Consider the following 25,571-nt stretch of genomic DNA (forward strand, 5'->3'; position numbering starts at 1 on the left):
CGATGTCCCCCTCTTCCGCTGCAAACGGCCTGCTGGCCCGGCTCGGCATGTCGACGCCGATCATCCAGGCCCCGATGGCAGGCGTCAGCACGCCGGCGCTGGCCGCGGCTGTCTCCAACGCCGGCGGCCTCGGTTCGCTCGGCGTCGGCGCAATGAACGCCGATGCCGCCCGCCAGGCCATCCGCGACACGCGCGCGCTGACCGATCGCCCGTTCAACATCAATCTGTTCTGCCACGCGCCGGCCCAGGCCGATGCCCAGCGCGAGCGCGGTTGGCTCGACTATCTCGCGCCGCGCTTCGCCGAATTCGGCGCGACCCCGCCGGCCTCGCTGCGCGAGATCTATCGCAGCTTCGTCGCAGACGATGCGATGTACCAGATGCTGCTAGAGGAGAAGCCCGCGGTCGTCAGCTTCCACTTCGGCCTGCCGGATCAGGCATGGATCGACGCGCTGCGCGAGGCGGGCATCGTGCTGCTGGCCTCGGCCACGACGATCGCCGAAGCGCGCCAGGTCGAAGCGGCCGGCATCGACGCCGTGGTCGCGCAAGGCATCGAGGCTGGCGGCCACCGCGGTGTGGTCGACACGCAGGCCTTCGACGAAGGCCTGGGCACGATGGCGCTGGTCCGCCTGCTGGTGCGCAAGACCAGCCTGCCGGTGATCGCCGCCGGCGGCATCATGGACGGTGCCGGCATCGCGGCCGCGCTGGCCCTGGGCGCCGTGGCCGCGCAGCTGGGCACCGCGTTCGTCGCGTGCCCCGAGACGGTGGCCGACGTCGCGTATCGCGAGGCGCTGCTGGCGGACCAGACGCGTCCCACCACGCTGACGCGCGCGATCTCCGGACGCGCCGCGCGCGGCTTTGTCAATCGCTTTACCGAGCTCGGCGTCGCCGCCGACGCGCCGCCGATCCCGGACTACCCGATTACCTACGACGCCGGCAAGGCGCTGCACGCCGCCGCCAAGGCAAAGGGCAGCGCGGACTTCGCCGCGCAATGGGCGGGCCAGGCCGCACCGTTGGCACGTTCGCTGCCCGCGGCGGAACTGGTCGCGACGCTGAACGCCGAGCTGGACGACGTGCTGGGGCACCTGGGCAACCTCGCGCGCGCACGCTGAGCAAGGCGGTGTGGCGGCCGCCGGGACGGCGCGGCGCGTCCCGGGGCCGGCGTCGTTGTTACCATTGCGCTCATGTCCCTGCCGCCACTGCCCGCCTCGCTTGATGACACGCTGCGCGCCGTCGCACGGCGGTATCGCCTGCCGCCGATCGGTGCCGTAGCGGAGCGGATTCATGAGGCCAATCCGGCGACAGCGCTGGCGATCACCATCGAACAGGCTCGCCTCGCGCTGGCGAACGGCGAAGTCCCCGGCGCGGCGCTGAAGCATCTGTTCGTCGAGTCGCTCGCGCGCATGGTGCAGGAAGCGATCCGGCCGGATGCCGGCGATCCGGCTTTCCAGGCGATGGTGCTTCGCCACCGGGTGGCCCATGTGCGCGAGTACGCGTCGCTCGCGGCCCGGGCGGATCAGGACCGCAGGGCCGTGCTGGCGGCCGTCAATGCGGTGGCGCACCCGAACAAGCAGCAGCGGATCGCGGCGCGTCGGCTGCGGGAGGCAATGGCGAGCCTTCATGCTGCTGCGTCGGCGTCAGCGTGGGCCGATCTGCAGAACGCCGTTCGCACTCTGCTAGCGATGCCGGAGATCGCCAACGACACGCCGGATCATCACGGCCTGATGCAACTGCTGGAAAGCCCCGCACTGCAGCGTTTGCGGCGGCTCGAAGCGCTACTCTCGGACGAGCTAGTCCGCCAGTATCGATCGCTGTGGGACCGGCAAGGGCCTCGCTCGGGAACCGCTACCGCGACGGCGCAGGGCGTCTCCTCGCGGCAGCGCGGGGCCGCCGTCGAGGCGCTGGCCGCGCAGGCGCTGCGCGCGTTGGCGCAGCGGCTGAACGAGCGCGAAGGCTCGTCGGCAATTTATCGCGTTGTCACCTCGATGCGCGTGCCGGCATCGCTGCCGGCCAGCCACGAGCGGGCGAAGACCGAATGGGATGCGGTGTTGCTGAGGCGAGCGGAGACAGCGCGCGAAACGGCCGATGAGTCCGGCGACGATACGCCGGCCTGGGACGTTTGCCTGCTCGTGGAAGCAAAAGCCTCCGCGGACGCCGCCACCACGGACCTGCCCCGGCTGCTGCGCGGCTTGCGCCTGCTCGCGCATGCAGAGCCGCACGTCGTCTATACCTTCCAGACCGAGCAAGGAGCGGTACGCCTGCGTGGTGCCGCGTTGCGTGCCCTGCCGACCGACGAAGCGGATCTTTCGAATCGGATCCTGTATTGCAGCGATGCGCCTGCCGAAACCAATCCGCGCATGCTGAGTGCCGCCAGCCGGATGCAGCTGTTGTCGGCACCGACCACCCTCGAATTCGCCAGCAAGCTGATCGACAAGCAGCACGCGGATTCGCGAGAACTCGAGCCGGTCTGGCATCAACTGATCGAATCGCCGCAGTGGAGCGCCGTGCTGAATCAATACCGGACCCTGCGGCAAGTACGAGAGTTCATGGTCCACGCGGACGATCTACTGGCCGCGATCGCCGAAACCGGCCGACGCGGCTGACTTATTCCGGCTGACTTATTCCGGCTGACTTATTCCGGCTGAATTCTCGCCTGCTTGACCAGCGCCGCCCAGCGATCGACCTCGCCGCGCAGCCGGTCGCCGAGCTGCGCGGGCGACGAGGCCTTCAGGTCGATGCCCTGGCTATCCAGGCGAGCCTTGGTCTGCGGATTGGCGAGCGCCGCGCGCACCTCGTCACCGAGCTTGCTGACCACGGTCGACGGCGTGCGTGCCGGTGCCACGATGGCCCACCACTGGCTGATCTGCAGCGACGGCAGCTTGGCCTCCGCGGCCGTCGGCACATTGGGCAGCGCCGGAATGCGCGCCGGCCCGGTCACCATCAACGCCGTGATCTTGCCCGCGCCAAGCAGGCTGCTGCCGCTTGCCAGCGTGGCGAAATGGCCGGCGACCAGCTGGGCCGACACGTCGGTCAGCGCAGGCGCGGATCCGCGATAGGGAACCGCATCGATCGGCACGCCGGCCTGCGCCTCGAACATCTTGGCCGCCAGATGGCTGATCGTGCCGTTGCCGCTCGTGGCCAGCTGCAGCGGCTTGCCCTGCTTGCGCGCATCGGCAAGAAAGCGCTGCGCCTCGCCGGCCCGATAGCGGGTGCTATCGGCGAACAGCACCAGCGGCGATTCACCGAGCAGCGAGACCGGCGTGAAATCGCGCAGCAGGTCATATGGCATCTGGCGGAACACGGCCGGCGCCACCGTATGCGCCAGTTCGATGACGCCCAGCGTGTAGCCGTCCGGCGCCGCCTTGGCCACCGCCTCGGCACCGATGCGGCCCGAGGCCCCTGCCCGGTTCTCGACGACCACCGGCTGGCCCATCGACTCGCTCATTCGCTGCGCCACGGCGCGCGCCAGCGCATCGGTACTGCCGCCCGCGGCCCAGGGCACCACGATGCGAATCGGCTTGTCCGGATAGGCGGCCTGTGCCACCGGCACATGGGCGGCGAAGCAAAAGGACAGCGTGGCGATCAGATAGCGCAGCTTCATGGGAACACTCCAGCCTGTGTAAGAGTCAGCTTTGCGCGGGGTCGCGATCGCCCCGTGCCGTCAACATCAGAAGAACCGATTGCGATGCGTCGATGCGCCCGTCGGCGCGCAGCATTTGCGCCGCGGCAAGCCCTGCCCCCGCGCAGAGCTCGACCCAGAATCCCGCGGCCGCCAACGCGGCCGTGCCGGCACGGGCCGCCTCGTCGCCAACGACCACCGCGCCGCCGCCCGAACGCGTCACCGCCTGAACCTGCTGCGCGGTCACCGTCGAGCCCGCAGTGGAGAACTGCTGCGTCGCGCCCGCAAAATCGCCCTGCTGCGGCTCGCCGGACAGCACCCGCGACAGCCGCGGGAACGGCTCGACCGCCCACAGCTTCGGCACGCGAGAGAGCCGCCGCGCCGCCACCAGATCGCGCAGCACGCTAAAGATGCCCCACAGCAGATCGCCTCGCGCGGTCGGCACGATCACGTGGTCCGGCTCGCATCCCTGGTACACCCATTCCAGCGCCGCGGCGCGATAGCCCTCGACCCCGAACACCGGGCTGCCCACCGCCGGAATGCTGTAGTTGGTCAAGGCGAACGCCCCATCATCCTGCACGCGGCGGCGCACATGCTCCCATCGCGCATGGCCGGTCTCGCAGACGATACGGCGCGCCCCGTAGTAACGCAGCGCCGCATCGAATATCGCCGGCAAATCGCGGTAAGTCGCGACTTCGCAGGCCAGGCCCGCCGCCGCACAGTAAGCCGCGGCCGATACCGCGGCATTGCCGCTCGAGGCCAGCACCACTTCGCGGGCGCCAATCGCCAGCGCGCGGCTCACGGCCTGGGACGACATGCGGTCCTTGTGCGAACCGGTCGGATTCACGCCCTCGTTCTTGATCCACACCGACGCAACGCCCGCCACCTCGGCCAGCGCGGGCACCGACAGGCAAGGCGTGTCGCCCTCGCCCAGCGTCACGCCATTCAGATACGGCAGGCAATGCCCCCAGCGATAACCTGTGCTTTTTGGTGCAAAATCGAACGCTCGCGCGTCATAGACCGCCTCGACACTGCTGGGCCGGCTCTGGCTGTGACAGGCCGGGCAGCCTTCCGGCAGGTCCGAAACGGGATAGATCGCCTCGCAGCTGATGCATTGCAGCGCGTGCAGCGCCGGATTCAGGGTCGGTTGCAAGGCAGGGAACGGCGTCGATGAACGGTCGAGGGACATGGCGATAGACAACGATTGCATAGGTCGAAGTCTACGGCGCGCCATGCTCCAGCGATGACAGCTCTCGTGGCTTTTCAATAAGACGAACTTATAGGGTCCACATGAAAGAGGCCACCAGAGACACCGGCGAACCGTCCATCAGCGCCCGGCAGATCGAGGTATTCCGCATGGTCATGCGCCTCGGCTCGGCGCGCCGCGCAGCCGAGGCGCTGCATATCAGCCAGCCGGCGGTCACCCAGACCGTGCTGCAACTCGAGAAGATCGCGCAGCTGCGACTGTTCGACCGCAGCAAGGGCCGCATGGTCCCGACCGCCGAGGCCGCCGCGCTGATGGACGAAGTCGAACGCGTCTATATCGGCCTCGACGCCGTCCAACGCAAGATCGACCTGCTCCGCCAGCACGAAGACACGGTATTGCGCGTCGGCGCCCTGCACGCAATGGCCGCCAGCGTGATGCCAATGGCCGTCGCCAGCTTCTCGCACAACTACCCGCGCAGCCATTGCCGGCTCGAGGTAGACAGCTCGCGTGCCCTGCGCGAACGCCTGCTCCAACGCGAACTCGACCTGGCCTTCATGGGCGATGAGGTCGATACCAGCGGCCTCACGGCATCCGAGTTCTATGCCGTCCCGGCCGTCTGCATCGTGCCAGCGACCCACCCCTTCGCGGCCCGAGCAAGAGTCGGCGTCACCGACCTGGCCGACGCCCCACTGATTGGCCTGGACGCTGCGGACCCGGCCCAACGACAACTGGAAGCCGCGTTCGCCGAACACCAGATCGCGCCCCGCTTCGTCGCGACGACGCCGTATAGCCATACGCAATGCGCATTGGTGTTGGCGGGTGCGGGGCTTGCGGTCACGAATCCGCTGGTTGCTCGGACCTATCTAGCGCTTGGGCTCAGGAGTATTCCGTTTGCTGGGGCGGTTCGATTTCGGGCGATTCTGGCGTTTCACCCCGGACGGGGCCAATCATCGGCGGCCCAGCATTTCGTCAGTCTTTGCCGGCAGGGCGTCAGGGATTTGGTGCAGCGGTAGCGTCAGCCTCGGCTTCGGGCTCGGGCTCGTGGCAGACGACTTCGATGTTGTGGCCATCTGGGCCGATGACGAAGGCGGCGTAGTAGTTGGGGTGGTAGTGCGGGCGTAGGCCGGGTGGGCCGTTGTCTTTGGCGCCGGCTTCAAGCGCTGCGCGGTAGAAGGCATCTACCTGCTGGCGGGTTTCGGCTTTGAAGGCCAGGTGGAGGTGGGCGGGTTTTTCGGTGGTTTGGAAGAGGCAGAGGGAGGGCTTGCCTGGGGGGCAGAGTTCGACGCCGTAGGACGGGGGGCCTTCGGAGGCTATGGTTACGCCGAGGGGTTCTAGGACTTTTAGAAAGAAGGCTTTGCTGGTGGCGTAGTTGGTGACGCCGAATTTTATGTGGTCGAACATGAGGCTTCCTAAACGATGTAGGGCTATGGACTGACTATTGTCGGCTATCGCGGCTCAGACCCAATCCGCGCCACTTCTTCCGCCGCTTACAGCCACACACTCCACGCCGAACTGCGACAGATTTCCCCGGGGAGGACGCCGACCAAAGATCTCACCGTTTATCAGGGGATTGATGAACGACAAACCATAAAATGCACCAAAGTGGTTTTGACCTTGCGCTTGGTACGCACCGGCAGGCCCCGCACGAGACACCATAAAACTGGACGCACACGCCGCGTTGTGTAAGATGTCGATTTGTTTGTAGTAATAGCAGGCGATCTACTCCCATATTCGAACGCCAGCTCATCGAGGCATGCGGCACCTATCACACAATGCAAGTTAATACCTACGACGTCCATTTCGCTGCGATCCGAAAGGCGCTGAAAAACGGTAATGCGGCTGTAATGGTTGGGGCGGGCTTCAGCCGAAACGCCCGCAATGGCGAGCAACTGGCAACCTGGTCCGAATTGTCAGGCGAACTCTGGAAGGCACTGAACCCAGACGAACCTCCTTTGTCTAGCTTCTCGACCTCCGTGGTGACTCAACTGGGAGAGCAATACGCCCGCGTCTTTTCAAAGCCTGCACTGGAGGAGGTTCTCAAGCGTCTTATACCGGATGAGCGCGTGCATCCGGGCGCTCTACATGCGCAACTTCTTGAGCTACCTTGGGTTGATATCTTTACGACAAACTACGATACGTTGCTCGAACGTGCAGCCGAAAAGATAGTGGACCGTGCGCACTACACCGTGACATGTCGCGAAGATATTCCACAATCGAAGATTCTGAATCGGCGCCGGATTGTCAAGTTGCACGGGTCGTTTCCTTCCCAGCGTCCTTTCATCTTCACAGAAGACGAATATCGCCGATATCCAGCCGACTTTGCTCCGCTTGTCAATCTCGTCCGTCAGTCACTGCTGGAGAACGTCTTCTGTTTAGTTGGGTTCTCTGGCGACGATCCGAACTTCCTGCATTGGATCGGCTGGGTTCGAGACATGCTTGACCAGCATGCTCTACCCATTTACCTGCTTCTAGATAAACGGCCTTCGCTAGGCCAGCAAAAGCTACTTGACGCCAGACAGGTCACCCCGATCGTTCTTCCGCTTCCTCCGGGAATCGACTCGGACGACTATCCGGCGAGACTGCAGTCATTCTTTCGTGCCATCGATCCCACACAGGAACCTCAGGACACAGCATGGGGGTCAGATGCGGGTCCGGATTCCGACTTCAGCGTATCCAAGAGTATGGCCGAGCGCAAGGCTGCGGTCATAGCGGCATACGAACGGCTGGGAGCGCTTAGAAAGACCTATCCTGGATGGCTAGTTGCACCACAGTCAGTACGACAGAGGCTCGAGCACACCGTGGGGTACGGTCCTGCCTTCGCAGACCGGGAGGCGCTGCTCAGCGTGCTACAAGATGATGCCTATGTTGCCGCCCTTATCATGGCCGAGTATTCATGGTACCAAGATGTCGTCCTTCAGAGCATGGACGACCAATTGGCGGCCGAAGCAAGAAAGATATTGCTTGCAACTGCTGATGTTAATACCCACGTGCTGCAGGAACGGAGCGCCATACTTCAACGTCTTGGGGCGGCGTCGGTGAGAGAGTACCGTGACCGTTGGAAAGCCCTAGCGCTGGCCTTACTACTGTGGACACGAGAGGGATTGCATCGCGAGGCCTTTGAAGAAATCCAAAGACTGCTAAACATATCGTTCCCGGATGACTCTCAACTGGAGGACGAGATAGCTCACCAAGCCGTCCTTTTATCTCTCTATGAAGGCGAGCGCGTGGCGGCGCTGCGCCTTCTCAATGAGTGGGAGGTCAAGAGCGCCGATGGGTACATGCTAGTCCGCAAGGGCTCACTATTGTCTGAACTGGGCGAAGTTGAGCGTGGTTTTTCCATCAGCCTATCTGGCCTCCAGCAACTTAGGTGGGACCAGCGATCACGCTCAGACATAACGCGCTACCTTTCTGAGGAGGCATGGGCATGTGCTGTTATTGGCCGCCAGCAGAACGCAATGGCTTCTCCCTTCAGAAGGTCTGAACCTGGCCATGACACCGCCCAGATCGCTGCTCAGCTATTTCGTAGACTCATTGATCTTGCGGCAAAAGGGGTGGATGTCACACGCGAGCTTGACTTACTCGACGCCTCTCTGGACGCTGAAGCTGCAACACCGTCAGATCCTAAAAGCGTTGTCCCAGGTTTCGACCTCGGTTCATATACCACATCGACAACGATCGGAGCGCCGGGGCGCGTTAAAGAAAAACTTGACGCAGCGTTTGCCTGGCTAACGCTCGCAGACCGCGTCTCACTTGTACCGCGCATCGGCAATTTTAGCTTTGGCATCAATTCTTTCCTGTGCGCTGGATGGTGGGTTCAGTATGCGGATTCTATGCAGCGTGTGCTAAGCGTTCTGGTCCGTACAATGAGTACGACCGCCCTCGAACCTCGCCGCCCAGTCGACCCACGTCATACGGCGGGGTGGTTGTCCCGGTTTCAGGTTGGCAAGACTGATGAGAGCCTCGCGATCCGCATCTGCGAAACTTCGCTATCGCTAATCGAAAGGGTTCTCTTAGGCGAGCTAAGCAACAATGCCGAGCAGACATTGGCCTTCCACATCCAGGTGTTCGGTCGGTTGGTCCTCCGGGTTTCGAACATTAGTCAGGTCGAGGCGTATGCTAATCGTATTGTTTCAATACATCAGCGAGAAACTTTGGCTGAGTACCCACGTCTTTGGCGACACTTCGCGACCGCCTTGTCACGCTGCTTCGAGGCTATGTCTCCTGCCAAGCAGAAGCAGTTGCTACCAAGCATCTGGAAAATAGCAAACAGGCCTCTCGTTGCACAACCGCATTTTCTGGACGATTGGGTTCCCCTGAGCTTGTTCAATCCAAACATTAATCCATTGCCGGCGTCGGATGCGGATGCTGCCATTCCGCCAAATATCGATGAACTAATTCTGAAAATTGACCAGCCCCGCACTTGGGAATACATTTATTTGCTCCAGAATTGGGCGTTGCTGACAGAGGCTCACAGAAAGATAATATGCCAGAAATTGTGGAATAAGACCGACGGCACCTGGCCAGTCCTCGAGGGATTTTATCCTGAGGCAACTTATGTATGGGGGCGCCCAAACGACGATGTGGATCATCATAAGGTATTCCGAGAATGGATCCTCGAAAGAATCGCGCCTAATTTTCCCTCGCAAGGATCAATCGTCTCTATTCGCAGACCGGGACGTCGAGCGTGGGGGTTGCCCGTCAACAATGTCGGGTTACGCGCGCTGGTAAAGTCCTTCGAGCGAGAACCATGGCCACTAGACGATGCACGACGCGCACTGGCAAAAATCAAAGCATGGTGGCAACACGATTGGCCAGAAATATCGTCGGATGTCCAAAGCGTAGACGATTTGGCATCAGAGCTCTTGCAGCGCCTCGATTACATCGACTCATTTTTTGCGTTAGTTATTTCGAACAAATCGCTTAACTCGCTGCTCGATGAGGCGGAGTTCCTAGAATGGATCGAGCAGATGCTAGTGGCGACACAACCATACGGCGCGTCGTTTAGCCGATTTAGGATCGCGAAGGCTTCAGCCCATGGGAATAGCGATGCATTGTGGCAGGTAGTCGAGGAGCTGGTAGTCGAACTCGCAGACCCAGACATTTCCATAGCCGCTCGGTCCGCACCAAAAGTCGTAGCCTACTGGCTGTCAAGCTTAACCCCTGAAGCAAATCAAGCGTTCCAATTTTTGGTAGTTTCCATAGCCGGATTTATTGCGGCTAGGCGGATGCCGATCCTTCCCTGGATGCTGCAGACCGCAACAGAGATTGTTCATCACCGGCCGGATTTACTCGATGGGCAAGCTTTATCGCTGATTGAGGTAGGACTATCAAAAATGCAACATGAGCTTTCCTATAAAGCTCGCAAAGAAGGATCAGGCATTCCAGATGACAATGTTCCCATCATCCGCTTTCAGTGCGCTCGCTTGGCCCGAGCAATGCGCGAGCGATTACAACGTTCCTCAGCCTGCATAAATGATTGGATCGACGCCTCGATCAACGATCCCCTCCCGGAGATGCGATTTCTCCCGAAACAACCAGCTCCTTAAGACGATGATGCCTTTGGTTGCTTTTTAGAGTGGTCTATTTTTGCATTCGGTGGACTATTGCGATCGTGCTGGGCCATGCCTGATACGCCATGCCGCCAATAACAATCAGTGGCATGGTGAAGAATCCATAAAGTGACGCCAGAACCGTGCTTTTTTACTTGCCCCCGTTTCGCGGTGGCAAACTCACTGCGCCTAATCGATTGGGGAAAGTTACGACGGCTGGGCACACCCCTCGGCAGTCGCGACAGGAACGCCCTGACAATGTCATTCAATTGCCAACGCAGGTCGGTAATCTGTGAGGCTAGGTGAGGCCTCCGACTAGGAGTTGCCTCACCGAGAGGTGGTCGTCCCGGAAGGCGTCGAGGGCTGTTCCAGATGCACAACCGCAGAAGGCGGGGGCTTGGCGACGTTTGATCAGATCTCAGCAGGTCTTTCCCACGTTGGTTTCGCGGTGGCGTCACAGCGCCTTGGCCAAAGACGCAGGCGTGGGCTGGAGTACCTGCGGCCCTTCCACCGCTCCTTCCGGGTGAACCGCCCAACTATTGAGGCAAAGCTTGAACAAGGCCCGGAAAATGCCGGGCTTGGCATCCTTTCCCTACCTCAATTACTGTTGGTCCTGCCCATACCACGCATCGCGCAGCGGCCCGACGCGGACGTTCTCGAAGTCGGCAGTAGCCTGCAACCACTTCTCAACCGCTTCGCGCTGCTCGGCGCTAACCGAACCGCGCGCCGCGTTCAGCAGGATATAGGCGGACAAGTGGCCATCGTCGATGGCGCCGGCCATCAGCAGCCCGTTGGCCTCGATCGCCTCCTCCAGGAACCGATCAAGCAGCGCCTCAGGATCGCCCTGGCGAGCCGACTCGGTGACATCAGCCATCACTTCGAATGCCAGTTCCTGGTACTCACCGATATGCAGCTTCTTGCGTTGGCGGTGGTTGTAGCGGCGGGAAGACTTCATGAGAATCCTTTGATGCTTCATGGGAAAGGCGCAATTGTGCCAGTTCCTGGGAGAGTGTCAGCCCAGGCCGGCAGTATCATGACCGTCTTCACCCCAACCGAACTACCGCAATGCAAATACTGGTTGACGCAGACGCCTGCCCCGCCGTCGTCAAGGAAATGCTGTACCGAGCGGCGCAGCGGGTCGAGGTGTGCGTCACGCTGGTCGCCAATCAGTACATGCGCACGCCGCCTTCGCGCTTCATCAAATCAATCCAGGTGCCGGCCGGCTTTGATGCCGCCGACGATCGTATCGTCGAGCTGGTGACGAGGGGGGATCTCGTGATTACGGCGGATATACCTCTTGCCTCCGCTGCTCTGGACAAGGGTGCCCATGTGCTGGACCCAAGGGGAAGCTGGTTCACGCGCGAGAATATTCAGGAGCGCTTGACGATGCGTGAGGTGATGGACCAGCTTCGCGCCTCAGGAATCGATACCGGTGGGCCGGCGCCGTATTCCGCGCAGGACAGCAAGGCGTTTGCCGGGCAATTGGATCGGTTTCTCGCACGCCACGCACCGCCGAAGGCCGCCTCCGGGCCGACTGAGCCATAGCTTCAAAGCATGTGCCGATAGGCCGTGAGCCAACTCAGGAGGCGCGGAGCGGATTTCGGCGCCGCACGAATATGCCGTCACTCAGACGCAGCAGACAAATTTTTGAGCGGAATCAGCCTGGAGCAAATCAATGCAGATGAGCGACATACCTTTCGGCACGACCGATTGGTCAACCGTTGAGCGTACGGAGCATCCCGGAGAAAGCGGAACGGCATACTGGCACACACGTACATTCGGCCAGATTCGGGTTCGCCTAGTCCAGTACACTCCCGGCTACCTCGCCGATCATTGGTGCTCCAAGGGACATATCCTGTTTTGCCTGGAAGGCGAACTGCATACGGAACTCGCCGACGGTAGGAAGTACATCCTCACACCGGGCATGAGCTATCAAGTTGCGGATAACGCCGAAGCGCACCGTTCGTATACGGAGACCGGGGCAAAGCTATTTGTGGTCGACTGAGCGATATCGGCGTCTTGCGTCGCCGGTGTTTTTAGCGGCGGTAGGGGCGACCGCGTTTCTATCTTTGACCGACTACCCGCCGTCGGCCTGCTCGCGATGTCAGGCAAGCAATGCCAAGGCATCCGCCAACGTCAGCACCGTCGTACGCGACTCAAACGCTGTCGCAAAGAGATGATCGTGCACGACCTGATCCGGGTCGTAGCAACAATCCTTGACTGTGAACAAACGGAAATCCGCATCGCTGGCGTATGCGACCGAAGACAGCATCACGCCGGTCGACGCAATGCCGACCATGATAAGCGTATCGATGCCTTGCGCGGATAGCCTGACCTGCAGATCGGTACCGAAGAATACGCTGGCACGGTGTGCGATGATGATCGGCTCATCGGCTTGCCGGCCGAGCTCCGGCGAGATCTGATCTTCGACGAAAAGGCCGAGTTGCTTGACGCCCTGCCCGTTCTTGTTTAGAGGACTGACTTCGGGATAGCCGGGACTGAAGTGGAACTTCGCGAAATAGACGCCGATGCCTTTGTCCCGGGCAGCGTCGCACAGCCTGCGCGTGTTGGCGAGCAATGTGGGTGCGACCGAGGGAAACAACTCGAGGATGTCGGTCTGATAGTGCATGACCAACAGCGCCGTCTTTGCTGGAACGATTGCCGGAATCTGCGTGGTCATATTTGACGTAGCGGCGGTACTTTCCATATCGGGTTGATCGCTGCGGGAGTCGGTGGAGGACAACGACCGACTCTACCACGACCCTCATCAGCCAAAATCCGGCACTCTTTCGCCGGGACGCAATGTCAGAACGCGTACGCCGTTTCCGGTAACAGCCACCGTGTGCTCGAATTGCGCGGACAGTTGCCCATCGCGCGTCACCACCGTCCAGCCGTCTTCTTCGGTCTGAACGGCGTGCCCTCCCTGGTTGATCATCGGCTCGATGGTAAACACCATGCCTTCGCGCAGCACCAACCCCGTTCGCGGCCGTCCCCAGTGCAGGACTTCCGGAGGCTCGTGCATTTCCCGGCCGATGCCATGGCCGCAATATTCCCTCACGACCGAATAGCCATGCCTGCGAGCGTGCCGCTCGATCGCGTGTCCGACATCGCCAAGCTTGGCGCCGGGCCGAACGGTCTGGATTCCCTTCCACATGGCCTCGTAGGTAACCTGCACGAGGCGCTTGGCGAGCGGCGACACGTCGCCAACCAGGTATGTTTTGCTGGAATCGGCGATATAGCCGTTCTTCTCCAACGTGATATCGAAGTTGACGATATCGCCGTTCTGCAAGACTTCTGACGTCGAGGGGACGCCGTGGCAGACGACGTTGTTGCGGGATGAATTCAGCGCGTAGGCATAGCCGTACTGCCCTTTGCTCGCCGGGCGCGCTTGCAGTTCGTTGACGATATAGCTGTCGACCAGGTCGTTTACCTGCATGGTCGACATGCCGATCAAATTGAGCCGATCCAGATGGCTGAACACCTGCGCCAGCAATCTGCCCGACTCCGCCATGATGGCAATTTCTTCCGGCCGCTTCGTCATGTCGAAGAGACCTTGATGCCTTGCGGCGCCACGCCGGCCGCCCGCAATTCCCTCGCCACGATCTCATTGAAGCTTTGCGTCGGATTCATCTCGCACAGCATGCCGATCTTGATCCAGAACGCCGCTTGCGCATTGATCGACCGGCACGACACGGCGCTCGCCTTGCGAATTTGGTCGTGGAGGTCGTCGTCGATATTTACTATGCCCATTGCAATACCTCCATATGATACATATATGAATCATATATGCAAGCCATTTGCTCTGCAATGAGCCGATTCGGCTGCTGCCATTCCACAACCTTCGCCAGCCAACACAAAGAAGCGGAGTAGATGCGATGACTGCTGCGACCACTGGTATTGACCACGTTGGCCTTTCCGCTCCACCAGCGGCTAGGGCCGCCCAACTCCAATCGGAGGGCCATCTTCGCCGATGAGTCCATCTTCCACCCGACACGAGTTCAGGTTGTGCGTCGTTCTCCGATGACTGAGAGCATCCCCCACCAAAGCAGGGTTCAGACCGTCGCTTCGATCGCCGACTATGAGCCTTAGCCTTGGCATGCCACCCCGCCCGGATCGCGATTAAAAGCGCGGCTTTGCACTGTGCGTACTCTGGCGCTAAGCGGTTGAGCAACCTGATACGAGGAAGATAGAGCGCATTTACGGGTGGTTACAACAGGGCTGGCGGAAAGTCTCGTCTATCACGTTTGAGCGCCCGTGGCCCATTTTTTTCTAAAAACCACTAGGCCAAAGAGCTTGTCAGGGTTGCTATAGATAAGGATCACCATGCGCCTCAAGTCCGTCAAAATCAAGAACTTTCGCGGCTACCGTGCCACCACTGTTATCCCAATCGACGAAGCCCTGACGGGTATCGTGGGCCGTAACGACTATGGAAAGTCGACCATCCTCGAAGCGCTAGCCATCTTCTTCGAAAACGAGGCGGTCAAGGCCGACAAAAGCGACATGAATCGCTTCAGCGCAGTCGAGGGGGAGGAGCAATTCGAGATTGCATGTGAGTTCGACAACTTGCCCGACGCACTGGTATTAGATGAGAACGCTGCAACGACATTGGCGCAAGAGTATCTCCTCAACGCCGAAGGTGCGCTAGAGATCGTCAAGACCTTCAAGGCCAACACTGGCAAGCTCGAGCGTACTGCCATCCGCTGTCAACACCCGGCAGACGCGGAATTGGCGAACCTCCTGGGTCTCAAGATGGGGGAGTTAAAACGGCTTGGTGAGCAACGTGGAGTTGCGAACCACGTTGGCGATAAGCGGGTGGCTTCGCAGTGGCGGCATGCCATACGCGATGCGGGACGGCCGCTTACCCTGCAAGACACGCTACTTGATGTAAGCAAACACCTCTCAGTTGAAAACAAATCGATCTGGGACAGAATTCAAGACCGACTACCCACTTTCGCGTTATTTAGGGCTGATCGTGAAAGTAGTGATGGCGATGCCGAAGCAAAAAATCCATTACAGCAGGCGGTCAAGGAGGCACAAGCCGCATTGCAGCACAAGATTAGTGAGCTAGAGCAGCAGATCGAAACCAGTGTACTGAATGTGGCCAATCGTACGCTCGAAAAGCTTAGAGAGATGGCGCCCGAACTGGCCAACGAGCTTACACCCCGCTTTAAAGAAAAGCCCAAGTGGAGCTTCAACTTCACCTTGGAAGGCGAGAATGGAATCCCCATTAACAAACGCGGAAGCGGCGTACGTCGACTGATCTTGCTCAACTTCTTTCGCGCGGAGGCGGAGAAGGCGGCAATAGGCACCCAGCGCAATGTAATCTACGCCATTGAGGAGCCTGAAACCTCACAGCACCCCAACTACCAGATGATGCTGATGAAGGCGCTGCTGGACCTCTCCATTCAGCCTAACAGGCAGATCATTGTCACAACTCACGTCCCCGCCTTGGCCGGCTTGATTCCAATTGAGGGAATCCGCTACGTCACCAAAGATGACAACCGCCAACCCGTTGTCAAAATGCCCAGTAATGATGTGCTTAAGGAAGCGGCTGAGAGTTTGGGCGTACTTCCCGAAACAGGGATGGAGCGCGCGCAGGGCATCGTTCTAGTAGAGGGTAAATCTGACGTTACCTTCCTCCGTCATGCGTCCAATGCCTTAAAGGACGCCGGGCACGTTAACTCGAGTCTAGATGATGCCGGAATCGTTCCCATTCTGATTGGTGGTTGCGGTAGCGTTAAGCACTGGGTCACCCTCAACCTCGCCAACGACCTAGGTCTGCCTTGGTGCGTGTTTCTCGACTCAGACATCGGTGGCAGTCCAGAGCAGGTCGCCTCGATAGCGAAACGCAGGCAGGAGGTTGAAGCGCTAGGTCGCCCCTTCTATACCACGCGAAAACGTGAAATCGAGAACTACCTGTGCCCGGACTTGATTTATTCGTTAACCGAGATAAAAGTAAATTTTACGGAAACTTGCGACGCAAAGAAGATCATTGGTCAGGCAGTTCGCGTCAAAGCTGATGACGTTATTGACAGGTTCTGGCCATCGATGACCGCAGAGCAAATCATTCGATGTTCGATGTATCAAGAACATGGCGAACAACATTCCGAGATTAAGGTACTGATTGAGAACTTGCTGGGACTATCCGCCGGGGTTTCGGCAATCAAAGGGCGCAGATCAGAGCTGGCGACGCCCCCACAATTTTAAGCAAGATGTATCAATGCAACTGGTTTTGTAGACGCCGAGACTCCATTCCGTGATAACTGCGATCTAGTTCCGATAAAACGTGGTGCCGCTCGACGTCCATCCGACACGCGGTCGACCTTGTTCAAAAGCCCAACGCTCGAGATCGCCAGGGGTTATCCATCCAAGCCTATTTGTCTTGTCATCGGCTTCCTCGCCCCCTGGGCACTACAATTTTTGCGATGAACAATCCGATATACCTTCTAATATTCCGTCTAAGCATCTAACATTTTTGAGAGTATTCCATATGCGACGTCCAGAGCTGATGTTCGATGACGCCCTTAGAACGTTTTTGGAGCGCGAGGGTCAGTCTCTTTTGACAGGTGTGAGCGAACGAAATACATGCGCCCGTTTGGACTATTTCATTGAGAGGCAGCTAGAGCAAGAGGGCGTCACGGGGTACTACGCAGACGTTGAATACAACAGAAAGCAGCGCGGAATGGTAAAGACAATCATCAACAATGAGTTCCAAATAGTTGCAATCACGGCAGATCTAATTGTCCATTCTCGCGGCGAAAAGCCTTTCCCGCACGACAATTTGATCGCGGTCGAGGCAAAGAAGGCATCACGACCGACAAAAGAAAAGGCTGAAGACATTTATCGCCTAATCGCAATGACCAGAAAACCGCTTGAAGATGTTTGGGGATGGGAAGTTGCTCATCCTGAGCATGTATGTGGTTATTCAGTTGGTATATTCATGGAGATCTTCCAGAAAGAGCAAAAAGTGTCACTTGAATACTTCAAGAAGGGCATCAAAACGAAGGAACGTTTACTTCCGATCACCGGAAGCGTTTGAAATGGCGCAACGACGCCTGCAATCGGCATAGCCACCGCAAGGTGACATATCGACACGCAAAAAGGTGGAAATCCATTCAGTATCCTACCCTTCCCCTCACCGCCGAAACCAAACCACCGACAACCCACAAGCCAAGATCAACAACACCCCCGCCCCCGCCGCCAACAACGCACTAACCTCAACCTCCTTCCGCTCCAACGCCAACCGACTACTCAACCGCCGATAAACCTGCGTCAAATCCGACGCCGAGCTGGCCTGAAAGTACTCCCCATCGGTCAACATCGCGACCTGCCGCAACGTAGCCTCATCCAGTTGCACCGGCGAAGAAAGGCCCGGCACCGGCGCCCCCTCGTCCAGCGGCGTACCAAAGCCCACGGTATAGACCCGGACGCCCCGCTGCGCGGCCATCCGGGCTGCGTCGAGAGGATCGGGGCCAGTGGTGCGGCGGCCGTCGCTGAGCAGGATGATCGCGCCGTGCCGATAGGAACCGGGGCTCGCCGACGGCTGCTCCTGTTCGCGCTTGCGGACGGCCTCGGCCGCGGCGGCCTCTGACAGTGATCTGCCGCCGGAGCCGGGCGCAAGCGACTCGCCGCCGAAGATGATCGCTTCGAGATCGATGCCGTCGTTGGGCAGCAGCACCGCCAGCGCCTGGATCAATCCGCTGCCGGTTGCCGTGCCGTGCTGCAGTTGAAAGCGGTCGATCGCATCGAGCATGTCCTGCCGGCTATCGGTGGGGGATAGCACCACGGTCGCCGTGGCGGCAAAGGAGACGATGCCCAGACGCACACTGGCCGGCAAACCGATGATGAAATCGCGGGCGGCGTGCTGCGCGGCGGCGATTCGGGTAGGTGCCACGTCGGCCGCCGCCATGCTGCGAGAGGTATCCATCGCGAGTACCACCGTGACGGTGTCGGAAGGCAGCGTGACGGTCGCGGTAGGACGAGCGCAGGCCAGCAGGGCCACGCCCAGCCCCAGCAACACGAGGAATGGCGGGATGTGGCGGCGCAATCGTTGCCTGCGACCGAGCACGGCGCGCGGCAGCGCAACACTGGAATACAGCAGCGCGGCTTTTTTGCGCCGCGCAATCAGGTACAGGTAGGCGGCTACCAGCAGCGGAAGACCCAGCAGCAGCCAGAGCATTTGTGGCCAGAGAAACTGCATGCCCCGCTCCTTGGCACTCCTTGGCACGTGATATGGCGATGGTACTGCGTTTCCCGGTCGGGCATTCCCTTGGCCTTTCCCGCACCCCTGTTTTCTCTTATGATGCCGCCCGTCATGCGGGCGAGCAGAAGGCAGACCACCGCCCGCCCATGACTCGCGGCGCTATGCCGCGAATCGGCGCCGTCCCGGGCGTCATCGGCAACACCATAAGAAAACACAGCACAACAACAAGGAGTCATCTTGAAGAAGTCCATCCGCACGAGTCTGCTCGCACTGGCCGCCATGGCGGCGGTGCATGCGCACGCCGCTCCCACGCTGGTCGAGTCCGTACAGGGCTACACGCTGCAGAACGACAAGATCGCCAGCTTCAGCGGCCTGGTGTTCGACGAGGGCAAGGTTCTGGAGACTGGCGACGCCGCCGCGCTGCGCGCGAAATATCCCGATGCCAAGCGCATCGACGGCCGGGGCAAGACGCTGCTGCCGGGCCTGATCGACGCGCACGGCCACGTGTTCCGGCTGGGCTTCAAGACGACCGAGATTTCGCTGTCGGGGACGAAAAGCCTGCAGGAAGCGCAAGGCCAGATCCGCGACTACGCGCAGAAGAATCCGCAGCGTCAGTGGCTGCTGGGTTATGGCTGGAATCAGGTGAACTGGAAGCTGGGCCGCTTCCCGACTGCGGCCGAGCTGGATGCCGCGGTATCGGATCGTCCGGTGCGGCTGGTGCGGGTCGATGGCCATGCTGCCTGGCTGAACACCAAGGCGCTGCAGGCGGCCGGCATCACGCGTGACACCAAGGACCCGGCCGGCGGCCGTATCGAACGGGATGCGAACGGCAATCCGACCGGTGTGCTGATCGACAAGGCGATGGCGCTGGTCAACAACGTGATTCCCCCCTACTCCGACGACGATCGCCGCGCCGCGCTGGCCGCCGCCGTCGCGCATCTGAATGCGCTGGGCCTGACCTCCGTCGGCGATGCCGGCGTGACGGTCGCTGACGACCGCATCTATCGCGAATTCGCCGATCAAGGCAAGCTGACCACGCGCATCTACGGGATGATTCGCGACACTGGCGATGAATTCAAGACGCTGTCCGCCAAGGGTCCGCTGATCGGTTACGGCAACGACCGCTACGATCTGCGCGCCGTCAAGCTCTACGGCGACGGCGCGCTCGGCAGCCGTGGCGCCGCGCTGATGGAGCCCTACACCGACGATCACGCGCATAGCGGCCTGCTGTTCATGAGCGATGCCGTGATGCAGGCCAACGTGAAGACGGCGCTGAAGGCCGGCTATCAGGTCAATGTGCATGCGATCGGCGACAAGACCAACCATCAGGTCCTCGACGCGATGGAAGTCGCTTACAAGGACGTGGGCGGCCGCGACCTGCGCAATCGGATCGAGCACGCGCAAGTGGTTTCGCTGCCCGATATCCCGCGCTTCAAGAAGCTGAACCTGATTGCGTCGATGCAGCCCACGCACGCGACCAGCGACATGAACATGGCGGAAGACCGCATCGGCAAGGAGCGGATCAAAGGCGCCTACGCCTGGCAGACCTTCCTGAAGCAGGGCACCGTGATCGCGGGCGGCTCGGATTTCCCGGTGGAATCGGCCAACCCGTTCTACGGTCTGCACGCCGCGGTCACGCGCACTGACCATGAAGGCCGCCCGATCAACGGCTGGCATCCCGAGGAAGCGATGACGCTGCCGCAGGCATTCCGCGCGTTCACCCTCGATGCCGCCTACGCGCAGCATCAGGAAAAGACGCTGGGCTCGCTGGAGAAAGGCAAGTGGGCCGACTTCATCCTGGTGGACCGCGATCTGTTCAAGGTCGCACCGGCGGACATCTGGAAGATTCAGGTGCTGGAGACCTGGGTGGCCGGTGAACGGGTGTACGCGAAGGGCAGTCAATCGGCGCAACGCTGATCGACCAGATCGCAATCTCGCCAATAAGAAGCCCTGCTGGACGATGGTTCAGCAGGGCTTTTTTTCGCGTAATCGCCGTCCCCGGCTAACGGCAGACATCCAAAGAATGCGCGATTCTGCCTGACCAATCTTTCGTCCTTGTCGATCCGTTTGGTGCGTATCGGGCAACAGGTTCGAGTTCGCATGCTGCGGGAAGCGACCGCGACTGGGGAGTCGTCCGTGGCGACTCACTGCCGTTCCCATCGGTTGGGCGGGTGGCGGTGCAGGGCGAGGCGTTTCGGGGGGTGCCGGTTTTTCTTTTGGAATTTTGGCTGATCGGTAAAGGCTGCGGGCGGGGCGCGGGCTCGCGTCTGGTTTGAGGCCCTCGTTTCGACTCAAGAAGTCAAAGAGAAGTGCATGGATACGCCTGATGCTCGCTTGGCTAGACCACGAGGGGGGGGAACCGCCGACTGCACCTCGACAAACCGCGGCCTGTGAGTCCCATCGTTCAATTCACACTCGCCCCGTCCGTCCTCCTATAGAACCAAATCGCTAAAGTGACCGACTCCTCCAACCTCGCGCCCCTACTACCTGTCCTAAGCGGACCGGCCGACAATGTGCGCCTGCGCATCAATACGCGGGGCGGCGAACTTCGCACCATAGTGACGCTCCCGATGACAGTTTGGGCAAAGCGCAATCGCGTTTTCGACGGTATCCATACCGCCCTCAGCGAGCGGGAGACGATGATGGACCTCCAAATAGGGGCGACCATCGGCACGAGAAAACGGCGCTGGCCTCCTGCACCCTTCGCAAATGCCATCTGCGCGTGACAGAACTTCAGCAATAACGTCCGGATTGGGGCGAAAGACGCGGACAAGAACGATCTGCTGTTCCGGAATCGGTCGCGCTAATCGGAGGCGCTGCGCTCTTGCTTCACGTGTGTCTGCTTGAGCCTTAGCCACCTGTTCATCAAAATAATTTGGAGCTTCATCGAATGAGGCCATTTCACGAAGTCGGTCTACAAATTCCCCATGAACCTTGCGCAAGCCTGGCTCGTTTCCCGTTATAGACTGCAGATACGTTATATGACTCATGACTGATTGCAACGCAGTTATGAGGTCGCCAGGGCCACCCTCCGCAATACGCTCCAACATAAAACGGAGGCCACTTGCGCTGACAATTGTTTTAAATGTTGTGCCTCGACGCATTGCCAGAAAGCAACCGATGTATCCGCTCGCAGTACGCTGTGCAATACCGTACTGGGACGCGAGAGTCTTTTGCGCATCCATCAACCTGGCGCTTCCGTCGAGCACCTGCCGCGCCGCGTCATAAGCAGCCGCGAACACTTCTGGCGTAACTCTAGCCCGCACCATTCCACCGGCTCCTCGTTGTCATTTGTGGTCTTCAATAATAACTGTCTTGTGGCTCGAAGGCATGCGTTGATTTTCGAAATCGCACTATCTCCAATGACCGCCAACTCTCGCCGGTATAATGGCGCATGGCCTACGACCTCACCGACAAACTTGTTATCGGCATCTCATCTCGAGCGCTTTTTGACCTTGAGCGGGAGAACAGCATCTTCGAGAACGAGGGTGTTACTGCTTATGCGCGGTACCAAATGGAACACGAGAATGAGCCGCTTGCCGCTGGCACAGCGTTCCCCTTGGTGCGCGCCTTGCTGGAACTTAATGCGGCCATACCGGGGCGGAGGTTGGTTGAAGTAGTTGTGATTTCCCGAAACTCTCCCGACACAGGGCTGCGTGCCTTCAATGCTATAGAAGCCCACAAACTGGATATCACTCGCGCGGCATTCACTGGCGGTGCCCCCATTGCACCCTATTTGCAGGCGTTTAAAGTGGACCTGTTCCTGTCACGCGATGCCCTTGATGTGCAGGCAGCCATTGATGGTGGGGTGGCGGCAGCCCAATTGTACGATGCCCCTCTTGCATATCAAGCTCCCCAAAAACAGATTCGAATTGCATTTGATGGCGACGCTGTCCTGTTCTCACCAGAGTCGGAGCAAATCTACAAGCGCAAGGGCCTCGATGCCTTTATCCGACATGAGCGCAAGAACCGCCATAAGACCATGGCGGAAGGACCTTTCGCAAAGCTCCTGCTGCGACTCTCTGAGATACAACATCACTTTCCGCCGGGCGAATCCCCCGTCCGCATCGCGATTGTCACAGCCCGCAATAGCCCCGCACATACCCGCGTGATCCACACGTTACGGACTTGGAAAGTAGCAATTGACGAAGCATTTTTCCTGGGTGGCCTGCCCAAGGACATGGTCCTCCATGCGTTTGGAGCCCACATGTTTTTCGATGATCAAGAATCGCACGTTGAACGTGCTGCTGCCTTGGTCCCGGCTGGTAGAGTCCCTTACAAGGGAGGGACCCTATTGTCTGAAAAACCCGCCTCAATACTGACCAAGCGCGGCGGTGCGAAAGCGCAACGCACAACTGGCACGACGCCGGATGGAGACGCGGAAAGCAGGAAAGCCAGTCGCTGTAGCACGCGGCCTGCGTAGCGACTGTCGTTAGGAAGGAGGCAACCAGCTCATGCCGCCTTCGGCGGCGCACACGATTCCCGCAAAACAACCCGCGTACCAAGCCGAATCTCCCGCCCCGCGGCCGCCTTCGCATCGTCCGGGCCTGTACCGCCCCCAATCCCCCGCAACAACATCTCCGCCGCCGCCGTCCCCACCGCCTCCAGATCCCAATCGATCGCAGTAATCGCCGGCGTATAAAGCTGCGCCAGATCGCTATCCCCCACGCAGATCAGGCTGACATCCTGCGGCATGCGATGCCCCGTCTGCTTCATCGCTTGCAGGACGCCGGACAGGATCCGGGTGCCGAGGCAGATAAAGGCCGTCGGGCGGTCCTTGGCGGACAGCAGCGCCAGTGCATCGCTGAATGACAGATCCATCGCCGAGCGTCTGGAGCGTACGAGGGCGGTGTCGACGGTCAGGCCGCGCTCTTCCAGCGCCTTGCGATAGCCGCTGATGCGTTCGCGGCCGGGGCGCAGGGCGCCGTCGGATGTCATCAGGGCGATGCGGGTGTGTCCGAGGTCGAGCAGATAGCGGGTCGCTTCGTAGGAACCGCGGGCGTGTTCGACGTGGACGCCGGAACCTTGCGCGCCGAAGTCGCGGTCCATGGCGACGACGGCGAGGTCGCGGGAGATTTGGGCGAGGTAATCGGGGCGTTCGGTTTCGCAGGGGCCGAGGATCAGTCCGTCGACGCGGCGGCGGCGGAACAGGTCGACCATCAGTTCTTCCTGCGCCTTGTCGTTATGCGTGTTGCCGACCACCATTGCATAGCCTTCGCGCTGCAGCCGGGCTTCGACCGCGGTGATGATGCGGGCGTAGAGCGGATTGGCCAGGTCGGACACCAGCAGGCCGACGACGCCGGAGGTACCGGTGCGCATGCTTTGCGCAATGGGGTCGGGCGCATAGGCCAGCGCCTTGGCAGCCCGTTCGACGGCCTGGAGCGCGGCCTCGCTGACGGGTCCGCTGCGGTTCAGTGCGCGAGATGCCGTACCCACGGAGACGCCGGCGGCGCGCGCCACGTCGCGGATCGTGACGCGGGCTGGCGTGTCGGAGCTGGGGGTGCGCGTTCGGCTGGTCATCGATGGTCCGGCTTGAAGGTCTGAGCTGGCGGTAATCGTAGCGGGCCCTGGGGCCGCTATTATCGTCGATCCGATGGCCCTGCCCTGCCCGCCCATCAGTACATCGCGCGGCCGCCGCTGATATCGAATACCGCCCCGGTACTGAAGCTGCAGCGCGCGGAACACAGCCATGCGGCCATTTCCGCCACCTCCTCGACGCGCACGAACCGCTTCATGGGCACGCGTTCGAGAAGGCGGGCCTGCAATTGCGCCCGCTGGCTCTCGTCGTGCTGGCCAAAGATATCGGTATCGGCGGCGCTGGGCGTGATGCAGTTGACCAGTACGCCGGTCTCCGCGAGCTCCTTGCCCAGGCTTTTCGTCATCGAGATCAATGCGGCCTTCGATGCCGCATAGGCGCCGGCAAACGGATTGCCCTCCTTGCCAGCCACCGACGCCACGTTGACGACGCGCCCCCAGCCGTTCTTCACCATCGAAGGCACGACTGCCTGCACGCATTGCAATGCGCCGAACACATTGACGTCGAAGACGAGCTTCCATTCGTCGACGGACGCCTCCACTGTCGGCCCTCTGCGTCCGAGGATGGCGGCATTGTTCACCAATGCTGTTGGCATGCCCAGAGTTTCGACCGTCTGTGCAAATGCCTGGTCTACCTGTTGGCGATCGGTGATGTCGACTGACACCGCCAATACCCGTGCGCCATTGCCGCGCAATGTGCGAGCGGCCTCCTCTAACAAGGCTCGGTCGCGATCCCACAGGGCGACCGCGTATCCGTCCGCCGCGAGCCGATTGCCGATCGCGAGCCCGATGCCACGCGCGGCGCCGGTCACCACCGCAACGTGCCGGCCCGCCGTCGTGCCCTCGGCCGCGCTCATTGCGGGGTTCCAATGCGCCGAATCGGATCGGCGCCGTCCCAGCCTTTCGCGGCCTCGGCAATCGCCGCAAAGTATTCGCCCTTGCCGCCGGACATTTCCGAAATCTCGACGATGTTGCCCGGCAAGTCCGCATGGACGTAATAGGCAAATCGGCCGCGCATGCCCATGCGCCCGCCGTGCCCCTCGACATAGCCGCTTGCACGCAACCGCTCGGCGAATTCGTCGAAGCGGCCGTCGGTCCAGTACGCGATATGCTGCATGCCTTCGCCGAAGTGCTTCAGCGAATCGAGATAGAGCGACGGCGCATCATTGCGCTGCTGGATCAGCTCGATCTGCACGCCGCCGGAATTCGCGAGCGCGATGGAAAGATCCGGCAAGGCCGACGCTTCACCGTAGTAGCGAAATTCGGTCGTGCCGACTTCCTTCTTGTAGAACCACGGCCCGACGCCGAGCACCCCGCTCCAGTGCCGCATCGCCTTCTCGATATCCCGCACGACGTAGCCGATCTGGCATACGCCTCCGAACAGCAAGCTCATCTTGCCTCCATGTCATCGAATGTTGGAAACGTTTCCATAAAGACACAGTAGCCGATGTGCTGGCTCGG

General features: G+C 60.5%; 22 protein-coding genes and 1 pseudogene. 10 read left to right on the plus strand and 13 right to left on the minus strand.

Features of this window, described 5'->3' with window-relative positions:
* The first annotated feature begins 2 nt into the window (after positions 1-2).
* Positions 3-1,109: an NAD(P)H-dependent flavin oxidoreductase gene (locus FOB47_RS08000; protein ID WP_174780531.1), complete on the plus strand. Its 1,107-nt coding sequence runs from the start codon at positions 3-5 to the stop codon at positions 1,107-1,109.
* A 72-nt stretch (positions 1,110-1,181) separates the two neighbouring features.
* Positions 1,182-2,600 carry a 3-deoxy-D-arabino-heptulosonate 7-phosphate synthase gene (locus FOB47_RS08005; RefSeq protein WP_174780532.1) on the plus strand — a complete coding sequence of 473 codons (1,419 nt, stop codon included), beginning with the start codon at positions 1,182-1,184 and terminating at the stop codon, positions 2,598-2,600.
* 29 nt (positions 2,601-2,629) lie between these two features.
* Here FOB47_RS08005 and FOB47_RS08010 read toward each other — a convergent pair whose 3' ends face one another.
* Together FOB47_RS08010 and FOB47_RS08015 are read right to left on the minus strand one after the other, a co-directional pair.
* Entirely contained in the window at positions 2,630-3,598 is a 969-nt protein-coding gene (locus FOB47_RS08010; RefSeq protein ID WP_174780533.1) for a tripartite tricarboxylate transporter substrate binding protein, read from the minus strand.
* A 25-nt stretch (positions 3,599-3,623) separates the two neighbouring features.
* Positions 3,624-4,883 (minus strand): pyridoxal-phosphate dependent enzyme, encoded by a 1,260-nt coding sequence (locus FOB47_RS08015; RefSeq protein ID WP_244959200.1) that lies wholly within the window; start codon positions 4,881-4,883, stop codon positions 3,624-3,626.
* 23 nt (positions 4,884-4,906) lie between these two features.
* On the opposite strand from FOB47_RS08015, the gene FOB47_RS08020 reads away from it, so the two are divergent.
* The gene (locus FOB47_RS08020) at positions 4,907-5,836 is read left to right on the plus strand and encodes a LysR family transcriptional regulator (RefSeq protein ID WP_174780534.1); all 930 of its coding nucleotides are present in this window, start codon (positions 4,907-4,909) and stop codon (positions 5,834-5,836) included.
* On the opposite strand, the gene FOB47_RS08025 is transcribed toward FOB47_RS08020, so the two are convergent.
* Positions 5,814-6,224, minus strand: coding sequence for a VOC family protein (locus FOB47_RS08025; RefSeq protein ID WP_174780535.1), 411 nt, complete (start codon positions 6,222-6,224; stop codon positions 5,814-5,816). The two genes, FOB47_RS08020 and FOB47_RS08025, sit on opposite strands and share 23 nt — an antisense overlap.
* A gap of 371 nt (positions 6,225-6,595) precedes the next feature.
* Here FOB47_RS08025 and FOB47_RS08030 point away from each other — a divergent pair, with 371 nt between their 5' ends.
* Complete coding sequence (locus FOB47_RS08030) at positions 6,596-10,369, plus strand: SIR2 family NAD-dependent protein deacylase (protein ID WP_174780536.1); 3,774 nt, start codon at positions 6,596-6,598, stop codon at positions 10,367-10,369.
* 604 nt (positions 10,370-10,973) lie between these two features.
* Here the strand turns inward: FOB47_RS08030 and FOB47_RS08035 are convergent.
* Positions 10,974-11,327 (minus strand): YggL 50S ribosome-binding family protein, encoded by a 354-nt coding sequence (locus FOB47_RS08035; protein WP_174780537.1) that lies wholly within the window; start codon positions 11,325-11,327, stop codon positions 10,974-10,976.
* A gap of 110 nt (positions 11,328-11,437) precedes the next feature.
* Between FOB47_RS08035 and FOB47_RS08040 the strand changes: the two genes are divergently transcribed.
* Positions 11,438-11,917 carry a YaiI/YqxD family protein gene (locus FOB47_RS08040; protein ID WP_174780538.1) on the plus strand — a complete coding sequence of 160 codons (480 nt, stop codon included), beginning with the start codon at positions 11,438-11,440 and terminating at the stop codon, positions 11,915-11,917.
* Positions 11,918-12,047: 130 nt separating this feature from the next.
* Positions 12,048-12,377 carry a DHCW motif cupin fold protein gene (locus tag FOB47_RS08045; RefSeq protein ID WP_151023444.1) on the plus strand — a complete coding sequence of 110 codons (330 nt, stop codon included), beginning with the start codon at positions 12,048-12,050 and terminating at the stop codon, positions 12,375-12,377.
* Between the two features lie 99 nt (positions 12,378-12,476).
* On the opposite strand, the gene FOB47_RS08050 is transcribed toward FOB47_RS08045, so the two are convergent.
* The 3 genes from FOB47_RS08050 to FOB47_RS08060 are packed head-to-tail and all read right to left on the minus strand — an operon-like array spanning position 12,477 to position 14,122.
* On the minus strand, positions 12,477-13,079 hold the full coding sequence (locus FOB47_RS08050) for a cysteine hydrolase family protein (protein ID WP_174780952.1): 603 nt from the start codon (positions 13,077-13,079) through the stop codon (positions 12,477-12,479).
* 60 nt (positions 13,080-13,139) lie between these two features.
* Complete coding sequence (map, locus tag FOB47_RS08055; protein WP_174780539.1) at positions 13,140-13,913, minus strand: type I methionyl aminopeptidase; 774 nt, start codon at positions 13,911-13,913, stop codon at positions 13,140-13,142.
* Positions 13,910-14,122 carry a ParD-like family protein gene (locus FOB47_RS08060; protein ID WP_174780540.1) on the minus strand — a complete coding sequence of 71 codons (213 nt, stop codon included), beginning with the start codon at positions 14,120-14,122 and terminating at the stop codon, positions 13,910-13,912. Before FOB47_RS08060 ends, map begins: the two co-directional genes overlap by 4 nt.
* A 573-nt stretch (positions 14,123-14,695) precedes the next feature.
* On the opposite strand from FOB47_RS08060, the gene FOB47_RS08065 reads away from it, so the two are divergent.
* Positions 14,696-16,579 carry an AAA family ATPase gene (locus FOB47_RS08065; protein WP_174780541.1) on the plus strand — a complete coding sequence of 628 codons (1,884 nt, stop codon included), beginning with the start codon at positions 14,696-14,698 and terminating at the stop codon, positions 16,577-16,579.
* 301 nt (positions 16,580-16,880) lie between these two features.
* Positions 16,881-17,411 carry a hypothetical protein gene (locus FOB47_RS08070; RefSeq protein WP_174780542.1) on the plus strand — a complete coding sequence of 177 codons (531 nt, stop codon included), beginning with the start codon at positions 16,881-16,883 and terminating at the stop codon, positions 17,409-17,411.
* Between the two features lie 96 nt (positions 17,412-17,507).
* Here the strand turns inward: FOB47_RS08070 and FOB47_RS08075 are convergent, their stop codons facing one another.
* Together FOB47_RS08075 and FOB47_RS26380 are read right to left on the minus strand one after the other, a co-directional pair.
* Positions 17,508-18,299 (minus strand): VWA domain-containing protein, encoded by a 792-nt coding sequence (locus FOB47_RS08075; protein WP_390884878.1) that lies wholly within the window; start codon positions 18,297-18,299, stop codon positions 17,508-17,510.
* 108 nt (positions 18,300-18,407) lie between these two features.
* Positions 18,408-18,560 (minus strand): annotated as a pseudogene (locus tag FOB47_RS26380) (LPXTG cell wall anchor domain-containing protein); the annotation flags it as partial.
* Positions 18,561-18,812: 252 nt separating this feature from the next.
* Here FOB47_RS26380 and FOB47_RS08080 point away from each other — a divergent pair.
* Positions 18,813-20,492, plus strand: coding sequence for an amidohydrolase (locus tag FOB47_RS08080; RefSeq protein ID WP_174780544.1), 1,680 nt, complete (start codon positions 18,813-18,815; stop codon positions 20,490-20,492).
* A 575-nt stretch (positions 20,493-21,067) separates the two neighbouring features.
* On the opposite strand, the gene FOB47_RS26135 is transcribed toward FOB47_RS08080, so the two are convergent.
* On the minus strand, positions 21,068-21,844 hold the full coding sequence (locus tag FOB47_RS26135; RefSeq protein WP_244959201.1) for an HNH endonuclease: 777 nt from the start codon (positions 21,842-21,844) through the stop codon (positions 21,068-21,070).
* A gap of 125 nt (positions 21,845-21,969) precedes the next feature.
* Here FOB47_RS26135 and FOB47_RS08090 point away from each other — a divergent pair, with 125 nt between their 5' ends.
* Positions 21,970-22,998 carry a 5'-nucleotidase gene (locus FOB47_RS08090; RefSeq protein WP_174780545.1) on the plus strand — a complete coding sequence of 343 codons (1,029 nt, stop codon included), beginning with the start codon at positions 21,970-21,972 and terminating at the stop codon, positions 22,996-22,998.
* A gap of 29 nt (positions 22,999-23,027) precedes the next feature.
* Here FOB47_RS08090 and FOB47_RS08095 read toward each other — a convergent pair whose 3' ends face one another.
* From FOB47_RS08095 to FOB47_RS08105, 3 genes are all read right to left on the minus strand, one after another.
* Entirely contained in the window at positions 23,028-24,095 is a 1,068-nt protein-coding gene (locus tag FOB47_RS08095) for a LacI family DNA-binding transcriptional regulator (protein WP_174780546.1), read from the minus strand.
* A 95-nt stretch (positions 24,096-24,190) separates the two neighbouring features.
* Positions 24,191-24,967 carry an SDR family NAD(P)-dependent oxidoreductase gene (locus FOB47_RS08100; protein ID WP_174780547.1) on the minus strand — a complete coding sequence of 259 codons (777 nt, stop codon included), beginning with the start codon at positions 24,965-24,967 and terminating at the stop codon, positions 24,191-24,193.
* Positions 24,964-25,503, minus strand: a complete 540-nt coding sequence (locus tag FOB47_RS08105; RefSeq protein WP_174780548.1) for a VOC family protein — start codon at positions 25,501-25,503, stop codon at positions 24,964-24,966. The genes FOB47_RS08100 and FOB47_RS08105 overlap by 4 nt, the downstream gene beginning before the upstream one ends.
* Between the last annotated feature and the right edge of the window lie 68 nt (positions 25,504-25,571).

Source organism: Cupriavidus gilardii, from assembly GCF_013347325.1.
GTDB lineage: Bacteria > Pseudomonadota > Gammaproteobacteria > Burkholderiales > Burkholderiaceae > Cupriavidus > Cupriavidus gilardii.